Origin of the sequence: Frateuria aurantia DSM 6220, assembly GCF_000242255.2 — a bacterium.
In the GTDB taxonomy this organism is placed as follows: Bacteria; Pseudomonadota; Gammaproteobacteria; order Xanthomonadales; family Rhodanobacteraceae; genus Frateuria; species Frateuria aurantia.
This window is the reverse complement of record NC_017033.1, coordinates 2,581,659-2,598,737: the sequence shown is the minus strand read 5'-3', so window position 1 is coordinate 2,598,737 and position 17,079 is coordinate 2,581,659. Positions and strand designations below refer to the sequence as shown.

Annotated in this window: 11 protein-coding genes; 1 reads left to right on the top strand and 10 read right to left on the bottom strand. The window is 63.6% G+C overall.

Features of this window, described 5'->3' with window-relative positions; genetic code table 11:
• Position 1 precedes the first annotated feature (1 nt).
• From dusA to FRAAU_RS11950, 10 genes are all read right to left on the bottom strand, one after another.
• Positions 2-1,042 (bottom strand): tRNA dihydrouridine(20/20a) synthase DusA, encoded by a 1,041-nt coding sequence (dusA, locus tag FRAAU_RS11995; RefSeq protein ID WP_014403793.1) that lies wholly within the window; start codon positions 1,040-1,042, stop codon positions 2-4.
• A 68-nt stretch (positions 1,043-1,110) separates the two neighbouring features.
• Positions 1,111-2,151: a two-component system response regulator gene (locus FRAAU_RS11990; RefSeq protein ID WP_014403792.1), complete on the bottom strand. Its 1,041-nt coding sequence runs from the start codon at positions 2,149-2,151 to the stop codon at positions 1,111-1,113.
• Positions 2,148-2,729: a chemotaxis protein CheB gene (locus tag FRAAU_RS11985; protein WP_014403791.1), complete on the bottom strand. Its 582-nt coding sequence runs from the start codon at positions 2,727-2,729 to the stop codon at positions 2,148-2,150. The genes FRAAU_RS11990 and FRAAU_RS11985 overlap by 4 nt, the downstream gene beginning before the upstream one ends.
• A complete protein-coding gene (locus FRAAU_RS11980) occupies positions 2,726-3,565 on the bottom strand; it encodes a CheR family methyltransferase (protein WP_014403790.1) in 840 nt (279 codons plus the stop codon). The genes FRAAU_RS11985 and FRAAU_RS11980 overlap by 4 nt, the downstream gene beginning before the upstream one ends.
• An 11-nt stretch (positions 3,566-3,576) precedes the next feature.
• Positions 3,577-7,248, bottom strand: coding sequence for a response regulator (locus tag FRAAU_RS11975; RefSeq protein ID WP_014403789.1), 3,672 nt, complete (start codon positions 7,246-7,248; stop codon positions 3,577-3,579).
• A 111-nt stretch (positions 7,249-7,359) separates the two neighbouring features.
• Positions 7,360-8,961 (bottom strand): peptide chain release factor 3, encoded by a 1,602-nt coding sequence (locus tag FRAAU_RS11970; protein WP_014403788.1) that lies wholly within the window; start codon positions 8,959-8,961, stop codon positions 7,360-7,362.
• A gap of 145 nt (positions 8,962-9,106) precedes the next feature.
• A complete protein-coding gene (locus tag FRAAU_RS11965; protein ID WP_014403787.1) occupies positions 9,107-10,492 on the bottom strand; it encodes a M20/M25/M40 family metallo-hydrolase in 1,386 nt (461 codons plus the stop codon).
• A gap of 292 nt (positions 10,493-10,784) precedes the next feature.
• Positions 10,785-12,926 carry an elongation factor G gene (fusA, locus tag FRAAU_RS11960; RefSeq protein ID WP_014403786.1) on the bottom strand — a complete coding sequence of 714 codons (2,142 nt, stop codon included), beginning with the start codon at positions 12,924-12,926 and terminating at the stop codon, positions 10,785-10,787.
• A gap of 113 nt (positions 12,927-13,039) precedes the next feature.
• The gene (gene dacB, locus FRAAU_RS11955) at positions 13,040-14,638 is read right to left on the bottom strand and encodes a D-alanyl-D-alanine carboxypeptidase/D-alanyl-D-alanine endopeptidase (RefSeq protein WP_014403785.1); all 1,599 of its coding nucleotides are present in this window, start codon (positions 14,636-14,638) and stop codon (positions 13,040-13,042) included.
• A 25-nt stretch (positions 14,639-14,663) separates the two neighbouring features.
• Complete coding sequence (locus FRAAU_RS11950; protein ID WP_041270564.1) at positions 14,664-16,007, bottom strand: MATE family efflux transporter; 1,344 nt, start codon at positions 16,005-16,007, stop codon at positions 14,664-14,666.
• 148 nt (positions 16,008-16,155) lie between these two features.
• Here FRAAU_RS11950 and FRAAU_RS11945 point away from each other — a divergent pair, with 148 nt between their 5' ends.
• Positions 16,156-16,638 (top strand): FKBP-type peptidyl-prolyl cis-trans isomerase, encoded by a 483-nt coding sequence (locus tag FRAAU_RS11945; protein WP_014403783.1) that lies wholly within the window; start codon positions 16,156-16,158, stop codon positions 16,636-16,638.
• The last annotated feature ends 441 nt before the right edge of the window (positions 16,639-17,079 follow it).

Sequence of the window (17,079 nt, the reverse complement as noted above, 5' to 3'; positions counted from 1 at the left end):
GTCATGCCTTGTCGCTGAAGAAGGGTTCAGGCGCGGCGGTGGCCGAGGGTATCGCGGCAAGGATCAGCTGCGGGAGCGCCTCGGGAAGATGGGCGCCTTCACTGAGCATGCGCCGGTAGCCACGCGCCCCGGGACGGCCTTGATACAAGCCCAGCATATGCCGGGTGACATGCTTCAGTGAACCGCCGCCGGCGATCACCTTTTCGCAATAGCCCAGCATCTGCTGAAGGATGGCTTCGCGGCTGGGCGACGGAGTACCGAACAGGCGCGCCTCGAGCTGGGTCAGAAGATAGGGATCTTGATAGGCCGCTCGCCCGATCATGACGCCATCGACGTGATCCAGCGCTTCGACACTGGCCTCGACCGTCGTCAGGCCGCCATTGATGATGATCTCCATGTCCGGGAAGTCCCGTTTCAGGCGATGGACGCGGGGATAGTCCAGGGGCGGAATATCACGGTTCTCCTTGGGCGAGAGTCCCTGCAACCAGGCCTTGCGGGCATGCACGATCAGTTTGTGCACGCCGGCGCGCTGCATCGCTTCGGTGAAGGTCTGCAGCGCGATTTCCGGATCCTGGTCATCGACGCCGATCCGGCATTTGACGGTGACCGGTATCGAGACGACCTCCTGCATGGCGCTGACACAGTCAGCGACCCGTTGTGGTGTGCGCATCAGGCAGGCGCCGAATTCGCCGGACTGCACCCGGTCCGACGGGCAGCCCACGTTCAGATTGATCTCGTGGTACCCGGCCTCGGCGCCCAGTCGTGCCGCCTGCGCCAGCTCCTGCGGCTCGCTGCCCCCCAGTTGCAAGGCCACCGGTGCCTCGGCCGGATCATGCTCCAGCAAGCGCAGTTGACGGCCGCGGATCAGGGCCGCACTGGTGACCATTTCGGTATAAAGCAGAGCATGCGGGCTCAACAGCCGATGGAAATAGCGGCAGTGCCGGTCAGTCCAGTCCAGCATCGGTGCCACCGCCAGTTTGCGGCCATAGGCAACGGGCGGCACGGCAAGGGGGGCAGTGGCGGCGGGGCGGGTTGGTGACATGTAAATCGGGGTCCGTGAAACAGGAAAGCCGCCTGCCAGTGATGCGGCGGCGTCAAGAAAGGAGGGTGTCAGGCTTGCGTCGCTGCGGTATCCAGCGGGGCGGGTGCGGCATGGTTCACGCTGGCGCTGCGGTTCTTGCCGCCGCGCTTGGCATCATACATGGCCTTGTCGGCGCTGCGGATCATCTGGTCGGGCCCCTGTTCGGGCGCATCATGCCACAGGGTAAAGCCGAAACTGACGCCGATCTGCACGGTCACGCTCTGGCCGTCGTAGTGGATCGGATACGGTTCGGTCAGGTGTTCGCGCAGAAACTCGCAGCGCTCCATCGCCGGGTCAGTCCGGTTGAAGTCGCGCAGGATCAGGGCGAATTCATCGCCACCCAGCCGGGCGGCGGTGTCATCGGCACCCATCATGCCCTGCAGGCGTGAGGCCAGCGCGCACAGCAAGGCATCGCCGGCGGCATGACCGAATTCGTCGTTGATGCTCTTGAAGCCGTCCAGATCGAAGCAGACCACGGCGAAACCGCGATCCTGGTGGATCGCGGTCACCAGCGCCTGCTGCAGGCGCTCGAAAAAGCAGCTGCGATTCGGCAGGCCGGTCAGCGAATCATGGGACGCCTCGTAGCGGACCTGGGCTTCGATCCGTTTGCGGACCGCGATCTCGTCCAGCAATTGCTGATTGCGTTCGGCCAGATCGCGCAAGACCTGCTGCAACTGCTGGCGTGCGTGATACAGCTCGAGAAAGACCCGGACCTTGGACTGCAGTACGATGTCATTGATGGGCTTGGCGATATAGTCGATCGCGCCCATCCGGTAGCCCTTGATGCGATTGGGATCATCGCCATAAGCCGCGGTCAGGAAAATGATGGGGGTTTCGCCCAGCTGTTCGGACTCGTTGATCCACTGGGCGACTTCGAAGCCGTCCATGTCCGGCATATTGACGTCCAGCAGGACCAGCGCGAACTGATGATCCAGGCACAGGGCCAGTGCCTGATTGCCGCTGCTGGCTTCGAAGATTTCGGCGCCGCAATCGGCCAGCAGATGACGCATGGCGACGAGGTTGGCGGTCAGGTCGTCCACCACCAGCAATTTGGGTTTGACTGTGTTCATTGTCGACATAATTGGCTGATGAGTGGAGCCATGGAGTCCAGCTCCAGAGCGTAATCAGGATGAGCGATATCCATTGCCGCCTGGGGCATGCAGGGGACCTCGGCGGTATCCGGTTGCTGCACCATGGTGATGCCACCCGCCTCACGGATGCATTTTAACCCGGCCGCACCGTCACTGTTCGCTCCGGTGAGAATAACCCCGAGTGTGGCGGCGTGGTAGCTCATGGCCACCGACTCGAACAGCACGTCGATCGATGGACGCGAGAAATTGATCTTGGCATCCACCGACAAGGCAAACCGGCGATCCTCCTCGACCAGCAGGTGATATCCACTGGGAGCGACATAGATGTGACCCGCTTGGATCGCATGTCGTTCCACGGCCTCTTCCACCAGGGTCGGGCTGTGCCGGGTCAGCAGTTCGCACATCGTGCCCACATCTCTCGATGCGGTATGGCAGCACAGCACGATGGGGGGCAGCCCGGCCGGAGGCAGTCCGGCAAGCAGGACCTGCAGCGCTTTCAGGCCACCGGCCGAGCAGCCGATGGCAACCAGTTCGGGCCGCCGCCGCGGACTGTTCATGGTGTGCTCGGCAGCCGGTACAAGCGCAAGCCGGCATCAACGGCTGTGAAGTCGGCGGCAGCGGGCGCGAAATCCAGACTTTCGCGATTGCCCAGACACAGAAAACCGCCGCGCGAGAGGCTGGACCTGAACAGTTCCAGCGCCTGATTCTGCAGCGGCGTGGAAAAGTAGATCAGCACGTTGCGGCACAGAACCAGCTGGACTTCGCAGAAGACGTTGTCGGCGACCAGATTGTGCTGGGCGAATACCACGTTGCGAGCCAGTTGCTGGTCGATCTTGATCAGGTCATAGCGGGCGCTGTAGTAATCCGACAGCGAGTGTCGGCCACCTGCGGCCAGATAATTGCGGGACCACTGCTGGGCCTCCTTGGCGGGGTAGATGCCCTGTTCGGCCTGGCGCAGGGCTTCGGGACTGATGTCGGTGGCATAGATCTGGCTGCGATGGTAGAGGCCGGCCTCTTCCAGCAGGATGGCCAGCGAGTAGACCTCCTGGCCATAGGCACAGCCGGCCTGCCAGATATTGATATGCGGAAACGAGGCCAACCAGGGCAGCACTTCCTCGCGCAAGGCCTTGAACACCGGTGGATCACGAAACATTTCCGAGACCGGTACCGACAGTCCGTCCAGGATGTCGGACAGCATCTGCGGTTGGTACAGCAGGCGCTCGGTCAGCGAGGAGATCGTGCCACCGCCCAGCTGCTGGGCCAGGCGCATGACCCGGCGGCGCAGCGAAGCCGGGGCATAGCCGCTGAAGTCATAGCCGTAGCGCTGCCGCATGGCGCTGACGAACAGATCCAGCTCGATGCGGGTGATGTCCGGTTCCGGTTCGCCGTTCATGCCGGGGCCGCTCAATGCGGCAGCCAGACCCGCAGGATCGAGGCCAGCTTGTCGATATCGATGGGTTTGGACAGATAGTCGTTGGCACCCGCCTCCAGACATTGCTCGCGATCACCGCTCATGGCCTTGGCGGTAAGGGCGATGATGGGCAGTCTGGCATGTGCGGGCTGGGCGCGAATCGCCTGCATGGTCTGGTAGCCATCCATGATCGGCATCATGATGTCCATCAGCACCAGTTCCAGACCGTCGTCCTCGGCCAGCGCATCGAGACCTTTCTGGCCGTTCTGGGCCAGCGTCACCTGCATGCCCCAGCCGCGCATGACCTTGGACAAGGCGAACAGATTTCGCATATCGTCATCCACGAGCAGGACCTTGCGGCCGTCCAGCTGCGCATCCGCGACCGGGGCTGAGCTCTGGGAAGAGGGGGGCGGAGCGTGACGGATGCTGTGAAGGAACAGGCTCACCTCGTCCAGCAGCCGGTCTGGCGAGCGGACGCCCTTGACCACGATGCTGTCGGTGTACTGGCGCAGCTTCAGGCTTTCCTCGCGACTCAGGTCGCGGCCCGAGTAGATCACGATCGGCGGCAGCTCGCCACGCAGCCGCAGCTGCTCCAGCAGCTCCATGCCGGACATGCCGGGCAGCCCCAGGTCCAGCACCACGCAGTCGTAGTCGCGCTCGGCCAGGCGGGCCAAGGCGGTTTCGGCGCTGTCCACTTCGTCGATGCCCAGGTGGTCGGCCTTCAGCAGGTTGCGGATGGCCACCCTGGAATCTTCGTCGTCATCCACGATCAGCAGATTGCGTGGATTGCCCGAGGCGAAGTGCAGCAGGCGGGCAAAGGCCTGGTTGACCGCCTCCTTGCTGGCGGGCTTGGTCAGGAAACCGACGGCGCCCTGTTCCTTGCCGCGCATGCTGTCATCGACCGCCGAGATGAAATGGACCGGGATATGTCGGGTCGCGGAGTGGTGCTTGAGGCGATCCAGCACCGCCCAGCCATCCATGCCGGGCAACATCACGTCCAGCACGATGCCGGTAGGCCTGTAGCGCTCGGCCAGCTGCAGGCCGGCCTCGCCGTCGAGGGCGGCCAGGGCGCGGTGTCCGTTGCGCCGGATCATGTCGATCAGGATCCGGCTGAAAATCGGATCATCCTCGATGGCAAGGATGACTGTATCGCCATCGTAGATATTGTCGCGGTCGTCGTCGACCCGCTCGGGCAGCAGGCCGGGCACCTGCATCGCCGCGGAGGCCGGCCGGCCGGCAGTGGCCGGTGGCGCGACGGAGGTTGTGGTGACCACGGCCTGCTGCAGTTCGGGCACATCCTCGCGCGCGATCTGCGGCAGCAGCAGGGTGAAGGTGCTGCCACGGCCATGTTCGCTGCGCAGGGTGATCACGCCTCCCATCAGTTCGGCCAGACGCATGGAAATGGCCAGTCCCAGACCGGTGCCGCCGTACTGCCGGCTGGTGCTGTTGTTGGCTTGCTCGAAGGCCTGGAAGATCTTGCTGCGCAACTCCTCGGGCACGCCGATGCCGGTATCCGTGACGCTGATGGTGAGCATGGCGGTATGGCGCAGATGCGCGGGAATCTGGGTATCGGCATCCGGGATGCCGATACTGACCGTGACGGCACCCTGACTGGTGAACTTGAAGGCATTGCCGACCAGGTTGTTGCCGATCTGCTCCAGCTTGGCCATGTCGGTGATCACCGTCGCCGGTACTCTGGGATCGACATGGATGATGAAGTCCAGCAGTTTTTCGCGGGCCACGTGGTCGAAGGTTCGGCGCAGGGCGACGGCAAGATCATTGATCGGGAATTCCTGCAGCTGCAGCTCCATCTTGCCGGCCTCGACCTTGGACAGGTCGAGGATGTCGTTGATCAGGCGCAACAGATTGCTGCCCGATTCATGGATGATCCGGGCCGACTCCTTCTGCTCCTCGTCCAGATTGCCTTCCCGATTGTCGGCCAGGCTGCGCGAGAGAATCAGCAGGCTGTTCAGCGGAGTGCGCAATTCATGCGACATATTGGCCAGGAATTCGCTCTTGTAATGACTGGCCTGGGCCAGTTGATCGGCTTTGCTGGCGGTTTCCTGTTGCAGGGATTCCAGTATCGATTTCTGCTGGTCCAGGGTGTCGGTCTTCTGCCGCAGCTCCTCGTTGGAGGCTTGCAGCTCTTCGGCCTGGACCCGCAGCTCCTCTTCCGAGCTCTGCAGCAGCAAGGACTGCTGCTGCAGTTCGCTGGAACGGGATTGCAGCTCTTCGTTGGTGGCGATCAACTCTTCCTGCTGCTGGCGCAACTGTTCGGCCGAACTGCGCAATTCATCCGCCTGGTGCTGGGTCTGCTCCAGCAAGGCCTGGGTCCGCAGCGAGCGGCCGAGGTTTTCCAGGGTCAGCGAGGCGATCGGCATCAGCTGATCCAGCAGTTGCAGCTGCCGGTCGCTCAGCCGTTTGAAGCTCGCCAGTTCCAGTACGCCGAGCAGGCGGTCACGCAGAATCAGTGGCAGTACCACAATGACCCGCGGGCTGGCTTCGCCGGTGCCTGAATGGATGCGGATATAGTCTTCCGGCACCCCTTCCAGCACGATGGTCTTGCGCTCGCCGGCCGCCTGGCCGACGAGGCCTTCGCCCAGCCGGTATTCGGTATCCAGGTGCTTGCGGTGCTTGAAGCCGTAGCTGCCGGTCAGCCGGAGCACGGCGCTGGCCTCGTCGTGCAGATAAAACACGCCGACACCTGCCTGCAGCAGGGGGCTCAGCTCAGCGGTCAAGGTATTGGCGAAGCCTTGCAGGCTTTCGGCCTCCTGCAGCAGGCCGCTGATGGTCGAGGTCGAGGATCGCAGCCAGTCGCGATGCTCCAGAGTGACGGCCATTTCCTTGAATACCTGCAAGGCGCGGGCGATGGCGCCGATCTCGTCCTTGCGCCCCTGGCCCTGAATGACAACCTCGTTGTGGTCCTCCGGGTCGGCCAGCTGGGTCATCAATTCGGTGATGCGCCGCATGGGCCGCGTCACGGTGCGTGAGGCGGCGCGGAGCACCAAAGCACCGAACAGCAGGCTGAGGATCAACGTGGTCCATACCACCTTGCGGGCCGTGCTGATTGCATGGGCCAGCTGGGCATCGCTTGCACTGATCGAGGTCTCGGCGGCTGCAGCGATGCTGTTCAGCACGGCCTCGATATCGGAGACCTTGACCGTGCGGTGGCTCATCGCATACAGCTGCAGCTGCCGCTGGCGGTAAGCCAGCTGGACAGGGTCGGACACTGCGAGCTTGTCCATGGATTCAAACGCGTTGTGCTCGGTCTGCAATTGCCACTGATCGATCAGCCGCTGCAGCTGGTCGATGCGTTGCAACTGATCGGGGTGCTGGCTGGCCAGTCCGCGCAGTTGCTGCACGGCATCACTCAGGTCGGCATTGCCTTGTTCGAAGTTGCGCTTTTCCTGCGGGTCCTGGGTCAGCAGGTAGCCACGCACGCCTGCCTGACTGGTCAGCGCGGCACGCCGGACCTTGGCCAGCTCGAGCTGGGTCTGATAGCTGACCCAGGTCAGCGCCCGGCTGTGGTTTTCGGTGCTGATGGTATACAGCGCGAAAGCGGCGGCCACCACCATCAAGACCAGCAGCGAGCCGATGGCGAGCAGCGTCTTGTGCCGGATCGGCAGGTTTTCCAGCCAGGTTGATCGGGTCGCTCTTATCTGCATGCTTGTCTCTGGAAAAATGACGGCTCCGGATCAGCACCATGCCTCGGGCCGGGTTGAGCATAACCGGCCCCGAGGCTTATCGATAGCCGAGACAAGCGGCGATGGCGAACCTCAGATTTCGAGTGCCGAGGCGTGTTCGCGGGTGGCGGCGAAGCGGACCTGGGGCCAGCGTTCCTGAGCCAATTGCAGATTGACCCGGGTCGGCGCGATGTAGACCAGTTCACCGGCGGCATCATAGGCCAGATTCATCGCGTTCTTTTCCTTGAACTCTTCCATCTTCCTGGGATCGTCGCAATGCACCCAGCGCGCGGTATTGACCGAGACGGCTTCGAAGCTGGCATCCACGTTGTACTCATCCTTGAGTCGATAGGCGACCACATCGAACTGCAGTACGCCGACGGCGCCCAGGATCAGGTCGTTGGACATCAAGGGGCGGAAGAACTGGGTAGCCCCTTCTTCCGACAGCTGGGCCAGCCCCTTCTGCAGGGCTTTCATCTTAAGGGGATCCCGCAGGCGGGCACGCCGGAACAGTTCAGGCGCGAAGTTGGGGATGCCGGTGAAGCTGATCGCCTCACCTTCGGTAAACGTGTCGCCGATGCCGATGGTGCCGTGATTGTGCAGACCGATGACGTCGCCTGGATAGGCCTTTTCCACGATTTCGCGATCCGAGGCCATGAAGGTCAGGGCATTGGCGATGCGCACGTCCTTGCCGGTCCGGGTCTGCAGCATCTTCATGCCGGCGGTGTAGGTACCTGAGCAGATCCGCATAAAGGCCACGCGGTCACGGTGTGCCGGATCCATATTGGCCTGGATCTTGAACACGAAGCCGGTCAGCTTCTCCTCATTGGGTTCGATGTCGCGTCCCAAGGTGGAGCGCGGCTGCGGCGAGGGAGCATGCGCGACAAAGAAGTCCAGCAGCAACTGCACACCGAAGTTGTTGACCGCCGAGCCAAAAAACACCGGGGTCAGCTGGCCGGCCAGATATTGCTCGATATCGAAGGCATGGGAGGCGCCCTGGACCAGCTCCAGCTCGTCCTTCAGGTCGGCCAGCACCTGACTGCCCAGCGCCTCTTCCAGCCCGGGAGCATCCAGGCCCTTGAAGATGGTGGAATCCTGGCGCGTGAAGTTCTTGCCCTGCTCGAACAGGTGCACCTCGTCCAGCAGCATGTGGTACACGCCCTTGAGCCGCTTGCCCATGCCAATGGGCCAGGTCAGCGGCGCGCAGGCGATGCCGAGCACCGATTCGACTTCGTCCAGCAGTTCGATCGGCTCGCGGCCTTCCCGGTCCAGTTTGTTGATGAAGGTCATGATCGGCGTGTCGCGCAATCGGCAGACCTCCATCAGCTTGATGGTGCGCTCTTCCACGCCCTTGGCGCAGTCGATGACCATCAACGCCGAATCGACGGCGGTCAGCACCCGGTAAGTATCCTCCGAGAAGTCGGCATGGCCCGGGGTATCGAGCAGATTGACGATCTTGCCCTCGTAAGGGAACTGCATCACCGACGATGTCACCGAGATGCCGCGCTCCTTTTCCAGGGCCATCCAGTCGGAGGTGGCATGGCGAGCCGCCTTGCGGCTCTTGACCGAGCCGGCCATCTGGATCGCGCCGCCGAACAGCAGCAGCTTTTCGGTCAAAGTGGTCTTGCCGGCGTCAGGGTGGCTGACGATGGCGAAGGTGCGGCGGCGATGCGTTTCTTGAAGATGCGAGGACATGGCTGGGAAGGCTGATAAGAGCTGAACCCGGCATTATACCGTGCTTTGACTGGCACTTAAGGGTCTCAGGCGACCGGGCTGATGGGCGGTGCGGGACGGCGGGCATCAAGGGCCGATATCGGCCCCGTGCTTCGGCGTTTCAACGTCAGCGGGCCAGCCGTGTCAGCACGCCGTGCCAGAAATCGAGTGCGCCGGGCACTTCGCTGGCCAGCAGCTTCTCGTTCAGTCCATGCGCAAAGCTGTCGCCGGCCTTGGCGAACAAGGGATTGACGCCAAAGCAGGGGACACCGGCGCGGCGGAAGTACATGCTGTCGGAGGCGCCGGCATCCATGCCGGGAATGACCTCAAGTCCGGGGAAGCGCTGATGCAGGGTGGCAGCGACTGCATTCATGACCTTGGCGGGGATGGGCGAGGCCGGGCTTTCTACCGGAGTCGGTGGCTGGATGCTGATGCTGACCTTGGGGTCATTGATGACGCGTGTCAGCGTGGCCTGCACCGAAGCGATGCTCTCGCCCGGGAAAATACGGCAATTGATATTGGCAGTGGCACGCTGAGGCAGGGCATTCAAGGCATGGCCGCCATTCAGCTCGGTTGCCACGCAGGTAGTGCGGATCTTGCCGACGTAGGCGCGATCTGCCGACAGCGTCGCTGCCGCTGCCGCGTCATCGGGATGAGCGGCGAATTGTTTCATGGCCTCGCCCAAGGGGCCGGGCGTGCGGGCACCCAGCGCCTTCAGCGAGGTGCGGGTGATGCTGCTGGACTCGACAGGAAAGGCATAGCCCTGGATATGCTTCAGGGCCGTGGCCAGATTGTAGATGGCATTGTCGGGCGTCGGTTCGCTGGAATGGCCACCGGCGGAGGTCACGGTCAGCAAAAAATCGGCATAAGACTTTTCGGCGGCCTGGATTTCGTAGGCCAAGGGCTTGCCGTCGGCGCCGTAGACACCGCCGCCGGAGTCGCCATTGAGAAGGAATGCCGCATCGTGATAGCGGCTGGCCAGTTCGCGAGTGGTGGCCATGGCGGTCTCCTCATCACCGGAGGCTACCAGAATCAGGTCCCGGGCCGGAACGAAGCCCTCGCGTTTCAGGCGCATCAGGGTTTCGACCAGGGTGACCAGCGAGGTCTTCATGTCCGCCGTGCCGCGGCCGTAAAGATAGCCGTTTTCTTCAGTCAGCTTGAACGGATCCCGTACCCAGTCGGCAGGCCGGGCGGTCACGACATCCATATGAGCGGAAAGCAGGATGGGTTTGCCATGACCTTTGCCGTGATAACGGGCCACCAGTGCGGCGGTCTCGCCGATCGGGATGATCTGGATGTCCGAAGCGGCGAAACCTGCAGATTCCAGCTGCTGAGCCAGGTAACGGGCCAGTACCGGAACCTGGGCCTTGCCTTCTTCGGTAGGAATCTCGATGGCTGTCTTGAGCATCTGCATTGTTTCAGGCATGGCCTGGGCCGTGGTTTCAGCTTGGCACGACAAGCTCGCCGCAGCCAGTGAGGCAGCCAGGCAGCTGCCATAAACAAGACGCAACATAAGACTTCCCCCGAGATCAACACGTAAATTTTGTTGAGTATCGATGATCCTGGGTCATGGTGTCAGCAGGGGCTGGATGACGGGCTGCCAGGTACCGGCAGGATCATCCACGCTCGGCGGACGGGCAGGGGGAGGAGGCAGCCGGTCGGGCCCTGTGCTTGTCAGGAAGGGGGCATCGTGCGCCTTGGGGTGACCGCAGCCAGGTGACATCCGGACACAAAAAAGGCCGGGGCGAGACCCCGGCCTTTTCGACCTTCCCGGTCCGAGGACCGGGAAGGCAGGAGGCGAAGACTTACTTCGCTTCCTTCTCCATCAGCTTGTCGACCATGTTGGCCGGCACTTCAGCGTAATGATCGAAGATCATGGTGAAGTTGCCGCGACCGCTGGTGGCCGAACGCAGGAAGTTGATGTAGCCGAACATTTCGGCCAGCGGCACGAAGCCCTGGACGAAAGCCTGCGGACCCTTCTGGCCCTGGTCGCTGACCTGGCCACGACGACGGTTGATGTCGCCGATGATGTCGCCCAGGTAATCGGCCTCGGTCACCACTTCCAGGCTCATCACCGGCTCAAGCAGCTTGGGCTTGGACAGGCGCTGGGCTTCGCGGAAGCAGGCACGGCCGGCGATTTCGAAGGCCAGGGCCGAGGAGTCGACGTCATGGAACTTGCCGTCCACCAGGCGTGCCTTGAAGTCCAGCACTTCGTAGCCGGCGACCTGACCCTGGCGCGATTCCACGCGGATCGCGTGTTCCACGGCGGGAATGTATTCGCGCGGCACGCGGCCACCGACGATTTCGTCGGAGAACACGATGCCCGAACCGGATTCACCGGGTTCGAAGATCATCTTCACTTCAGCGAACTGACCCGAACCACCCGACTGCTTCTTGTGGGTGTAGGTGTGTTCGACCACGCCACCGAAGGCTTCACGGAAGCTGACCTTGGGCTTGCCCATGTTGGCGTCGACGCCCAGCTCGGTCTTCATGCGATCGATGGTGATTTCCAGATGCAGTTCGCCCATGCCCTTCAGCACGGTCTGCCCGGTTTCCTTGTCGGTTTCCATCTGCAGCGACGGATCGGCCTTCACCATCTTGTAGAGGGCGGTCGACATCTTGTCGATGTCGTTGCGGCTCTTCGGCTCGACCGAGACGCTGATCACCGGATCCGGGAAGCGCATACGCTCCAGCAGCACCGGGCTGGAAGCATCGCTCAGCGAGTCACCGGTTTCGGTTTCCTTCAGCGACACGAAGGCGCAGATATCGCCGGCGCGGACTTCGTCGATTTCCTTGGTGGCATTGGCCTGCACTTCGACGATACGGCCGATGCGCTCCTTCTTGCCACGGGTGACGTTCATCAGGGTGTCACCCTTCTTGATGACGCCCGAGTACACGCGGGTGAAGGTCAGGGTGCCGAACTGGTCGTTGATCACCTTGAAGGCCAGGGCGCGGGCCGGCGCGTCGTCGGTGACTTCCTGCTCGCCGATCACGTTGCCGTCCATGTCCACGACGGAGATGCCGCCGTTTTCACCGGGGTAGGGCATGTAATCGAGGACGCCGTCCAGCAGCTGCTGCACGCCCTTGTTGCGGTAGGACGAGCCGCAGAAGATCGGCACGGCCTTGCCGGCCACGCAGCCGGTGCGGATGCACTTCTTCAGCACTTCGATGCTGGGAGCTTCGCCGGTCGACAGATAGGCTTCCATCGCGTCGTCGTCGAGTTCGACGGCGCTCTCGATGGTTTCCTCGCGCAGGCTGGCCAGGTTCTTCACCCAGTCCTGGTCGGCGGTGGAGGACAGGGCCTTGATCTTCGGATGGTCGGCGACCTGGTCCAGCGGAATGGTTTCCCACTGGCTGTCCTTGTCGTCGCCCAGCCAGATGTAGCCGACGCCGGCGATCAGATCGGCCATGCCGATGAATTCGTCATGGCTGCCCAGGGGAACCTGGCACAGGATGGCATTGGCGCCCAGGCGCTCGCGGATACCCTTCAGGCAGTGCGCGAAGTTGGCACCGATGCGATCCATCTTGTTGATGTAGCACATGCGCGGGACGTTGTACTGGTCAGCCAGACGCCAGTTGGTCTCGGTCTGCGGTTCCACGCCGGCCACGCCGTCGAACACCACCACGGCGCCGTCAAGCACGCGCAGCGAACGGTTCACTTCGATGGTGAAGTCCACGTGTCCGGGGGTGTCGATCACGTTGATCTGGTAACCCTTCCACTCGGTCGACACGGCGGCCGACTGAATGGTGATGCCACGCTTGCGCTCCTGCTCGAGGTAGTCGGTCGTGGTCGAACCCTTGCCGTCCTTCGTGTCATGCACGTCGACGATCTGGTGCTTGCGACCGGTGTAGTACAGCACACGCTCGGTCGTGGTGGTCTTGCCCGCATCGATATGGGCAATGATGCCGATATTGCGGTAGAGGCTGAGAGGCTTTTGTCTGGCCATGAAAGTGATTCCAGGAACGTAGTCGCGTCAGGGGAAACGCATTAGGATACGACAACTTGCGATTTCTCGCTCGTCATTTTTGGCAGTGCATTGATTTTTTTGAAGCCGAAGCCTCAATCCGCCGCCGCCGCGTGGTGGCTGACACTGCCGCGCACCTGCTCGGGAACACCGTCACGGGTCAGCAACAAGGCCACTTGATCCACATCGTGGCTGATCGAGGGTGCGCCAGCGGGAGCCACATAATTGTTCAGCATGATCGCGAAGGCAAGGTGTTCGCCCTGTGTCGAGGTGACATAGCCTGCCAGGCAGTGCACCAGACTCATGCTGCCGGTCTTGGCCTGCAGATTGTCGGCGGCCGGACTGTCATGGAAATGCGCGGTCAAGGTGCCGTCTTCGGCGGCGACCGGCAGGCCTTCGCGGAAGCTGGCAGCCCAGGGCCGGGTCGTCGCCCAGGCCAGCAGACCGACCAGCGCTCTCGGCGTGGCCAGGCTGCGTCGGGACATGCCCGTGCCATCGCTGAACTGGACCTCGTCGGTATCGAGGCCGGCCCGTCGCAGCAGGGCATGCACGGCGTGGGCGCCGGATTCGGCGCTGCTGGTGAAATCCTCGTCGTCCGCGGCCGGGTGAGCGGCCGCGTACTGGTTGCCGGCAATCTGCAGCAGATTCTGCAGATACAGATTCTGGGAGCGTTTCAGGCCTTGCTGCAGAATATCGGCCAGCGGCGGCGACATGACCTGGCCCAGCAAGGCGCCGGCCAAGGGCCTATCGGGCCAGTGCCGCACCTCGACGCGTCCATCCAGGCGGATGCCCTGGGCGCGCAGAGCGTCCGCCAGCAGCAGGCCGGCGGTACGGGCGGGGTCGGGCAGCGACAGCTTGTAGTGCTGGGCAGGCGAGCGCAGGCTGATTCGCCCGAAAGCTTCCAGCGTGGTGGAGCCCGGCGCGCGGAACAGATTGATGGCATTGCCCTCGCGGGGGCGCGAGGTGTCGAGGTGACTGTCGATGCGCGGAATGGCTTTTTCCGGCTTCAGGACCAGCCCGGCCGGGCGTCCGATGCGGTTGGCCGGTTCCACGGTCAGTTCGGCGACGTTCTCGTTGACGCTCAGTGCCGAAGGCGTGGCGCCGAACCAGGTCTGCAGGTCTTCAGCCTCCCAGCCGGCACCATAAGGCGGTCCGCTGAACCAGGTATCGTCGGCGATCAGATCGCCCTGGACCTGGCGCACGCCGTGCGCGGCCAGCTGGCCGGCCAGCTGCCGGGCCCAGTCGCGGGTTTCAGCCGCCACCCCCAGGGTCGGATCGCCCATGCCTTGCAGTACCAGAGGACCCTGCATCCGGCCCGAGGCATCGATGCGACCACCCAGCAGTCGTGTCGCGATACGAAAATCGGGGCCCGGCTGATCAAGCACGGTGGCCGCGGTGAACAGCTTGGCGGTGGAAGCCGTCTGCATCAGTCGGTCGGCATCGTGGACATAGAGCAGGCGGCCGGTGTCCAGCGACTGCACGGCCACGCCCCAGCGTGCATGCGCGAAGCGGGCCTGGCCCATAAAGGCTTCCAGCGCGGACGGATCGAAGCCGGCACGGGCCACCACGGTGGCCAGTCGGGTCGGCGGCGGGACGGCACTGTCCGCCTGGGCAGCTGCCGGCCGGGCTGTCAGATGACTGCAGAACAGTGCCGCCAGCAGGCAGGCTGTCGAGCGGAGAAGTGGGCGTGACATGTCCCGAGTATGGCCCAGCCCGGGTTCAAAGTCTTGTCGTCGATGTCGTGCCGAGCCAGGCCCTGCGCTGTTGCAGTCGCAGGGCGGCCAGCAGCAGGCCGCCGCCGCGCAGCAGCATGAAGCCGCTGAAGGCCAGCCACAGTCCCTGGTTGCCCAGCGGGCGGGTCAGCCAGACCAGTACGGCATAACCGGCGGCGGCGATCAGCATGGTGTTGCGCAGGGTCGCCGGACGGGTCGCCGCGATAAACAGGCCGTCCAGCAGATAGCTCACCCCGGCGATCGGCGGCAACAGCACCAGCCATGGCAGACTGGCGATGGCGATGTGCCGGATCGGCTCCAGGTCGGTCTGCATGTCGACAAACAACCGGCCACCCAGTGCGAAGGCGGTACTGAACAGCAGGGCGCCGATCAGGGTCCATCCGGCGCTGATGCTCATCACCCGGCGCAGACCGTCTGCGTCGCTGGCGCCGATGCGCTGCCCCGCCAAGGCTTCCACCGCGTTGGCCAGTCCGTCGAGCACGAAGGCGACCAGCTCCAGCCCGTTCAGCAGCAGGGTGTTGGCGGCTACCACCCGATCTCCGAGATGGGTGCCGATCCAGGCCAGACTGGAGAACACGGCCTGCAGGGCCAGCGAGCGGATGAAGATATCCCGGTTCAGCACCAGCGTCGGCAGCCATTCGGCCAATGACCATGACGGGGCAGGGCAGGGCTGTGGCCGCAATCGCCAGGCGATCAGCAGGCCGATGCCGGCGGCCGCGTATTCGCTGATTACGGCGGCGATGGCAATGCCGTCGACGCCCAGACCCAGGCCAAGGGCCAGTCCGAGACTGGCCAGGATATTGATGGCCTGTGCCGTCCACAGCAGGCCCAGAGTCAGGCCGCTGCGGCCCTGGCCGATCAGCCAGCCATTGACGGCCAGACTGCACAGTGCCGGCGGAATGCCCCACCAGCGCCAGCGCATAAATCCTCGGGCCAGCTCGGCCAGACCGGGCCCAGGGTGCATCCAGCCGATCAGTATCGGGGTGAGCCACAGACCGGCCAGCAGCAGCAGTCCGCCCAGCAGCGCCGCCAGCCGCAGTGCACGCTGCAGCACCTGGAACTGTCCGGCCGCGTCGCCGCGGCCGTGGGCCTGGGCGGTCAGCCCCGAGGTACTCATCCGCAGAAAGCCCAGGACCCAGACCGGCATCATGTACAAAGTGCTGCCGATCGCGACCGCGCCCAGGCTATGGGTCTGGGCCAGATGGCCGGCGATGATGCTGCCGGCGAAGGTGACCAGGGGCGTGCTGAGATTGCTCAGCGTCATCGGCACCGCGATGGCGGCCACCCGGCGCTGGGTGGGTCCATCGCGCCAGTCTTCAAGAAATCGCATGGTGCAGTCGGGTGTCCCGGGTTGGTTTTTCGTCACCGGCATCCATGTGGGGAAAGGGCCTGGTTGACGGCATCTGTTAGGCTAGGTCTTCGCGTCGGCGCTTCCGAGGGCCGACACACGAGTTCAATCACACAGCGAGTCAATAATTATGCAGATTGCGTCTCAGCGCGTCGCCAGCTTTCACTACACCCTGACCGATGGCGAGGGTGCCGTGATCGACAGCTCCCAGGGCCGCGAGCCGCTGGCTTACATTCACGGCAGCGGCCAGATCGTGCCCGGTCTGGAAAAGGCGATGGAAGGCAAGACCGTCGGCGACAAGTTCAAGGTCGAAGTGCCGGCTGCCGAAGGCTACGGCGAGCATCACGAAGAGCTGATCCAGAGCGTGCCGCGCGAAGCCTTCCAGGGCGTCGACAAGATCGAGCCGGGCATGCAGTTCCAGGGCAGCGGTCCGCAGGGTCCGATCAGCGTCACCGTGACCAAGGTCGATGACAGCACCGTGACTGTCGATGGCAATCATCCGCTGGCTGGCAAGCCGCTGAACTTCGATATCGAAGTGACCGAAGTCCGTGATGCCAGTCAGGAAGAGCTGCAGCACGGCCATGTGCACGGTGCCGGTGGTCATCAGCACTGAGGCTTGACGGAGGCGTTGCAGGCGTCGCCTTGAGCGTACGCCGACTTCGCCTCCACTCCGCCCTGTTCAGTCTGGACTTGACGATCAGACATGGGCGGGGCGGATGGCGAGCATGGAAACTGCAGGAGGCCGGCAAGGCTGCCGCGCAAAGCGCCTGGCCCTTGCTATGGCTCTGCTCGCATCGGCCGGATCATCTCCTGCTTCGGTCCTGTCTTTGCCGGAATGCTTTCCGGGAGGCGTCGCTTCAGGGTTGACGAATGTGCTCCGTTGCGGCTTGCAGGGCCTCGCGGCCCCGAGTCTTCCTGCGCCGGCCGCTGCCTCGGGATTTTCGCGAAACCTGGCCGGGATCTGTTCGGCATTCCATCAACTTTGCCTCCACCCACCGCCGGCAGCACTCGTAGCGGCCGCAGCCGGCATGCCCGGATATCGAACGCCCGCCTG

What these genes read in the sequence shown, in the direction of transcription:
- FRAAU_RS11945 (WP_014403783.1), top strand. Translation starts at nt 16,156, where the DNA reads ATGCAGATTGCGTCTCAGCGCGTCGCCAGCTTTCACTACACCCTGACC.
- FRAAU_RS11965 (WP_014403787.1), bottom strand. Translation starts at nt 10,492, where the DNA reads ATGTTGCGTCTTGTTTATGGCAGCTGCCTGGCTGCCTCACTGGCTGCG.
- FRAAU_RS11990 (WP_014403792.1), bottom strand. Translation starts at nt 2,151, where the DNA reads ATGAACACAGTCAAACCCAAATTGCTGGTGGTGGACGACCTGACCGCC.
- fusA (WP_014403786.1), bottom strand. Translation starts at nt 12,926, where the DNA reads ATGGCCAGACAAAAGCCTCTCAGCCTCTACCGCAATATCGGCATCATT.
- dacB (WP_014403785.1), bottom strand. Translation starts at nt 14,638, where the DNA reads ATGTCACGCCCACTTCTCCGCTCGACAGCCTGCCTGCTGGCGGCACTG.
- FRAAU_RS11985 (WP_014403791.1), bottom strand. Translation starts at nt 2,729, where the DNA reads ATGAACAGTCCGCGGCGGCGGCCCGAACTGGTTGCCATCGGCTGCTCG.
- dusA (WP_014403793.1), bottom strand. Translation starts at nt 1,042, where the DNA reads ATGTCACCAACCCGCCCCGCCGCCACTGCCCCCCTTGCCGTGCCGCCC.
- FRAAU_RS11980 (WP_014403790.1), bottom strand. Translation starts at nt 3,565, where the DNA reads ATGAACGGCGAACCGGAACCGGACATCACCCGCATCGAGCTGGATCTG.
- FRAAU_RS11975 (WP_014403789.1), bottom strand. Translation starts at nt 7,248, where the DNA reads ATGCAGATAAGAGCGACCCGATCAACCTGGCTGGAAAACCTGCCGATC.
- FRAAU_RS11950 (WP_041270564.1), bottom strand. Translation starts at nt 16,007, where the DNA reads ATGCGATTTCTTGAAGACTGGCGCGATGGACCCACCCAGCGCCGGGTG.
- FRAAU_RS11970 (WP_014403788.1), bottom strand. Translation starts at nt 8,961, where the DNA reads ATGTCCTCGCATCTTCAAGAAACGCATCGCCGCCGCACCTTCGCCATC.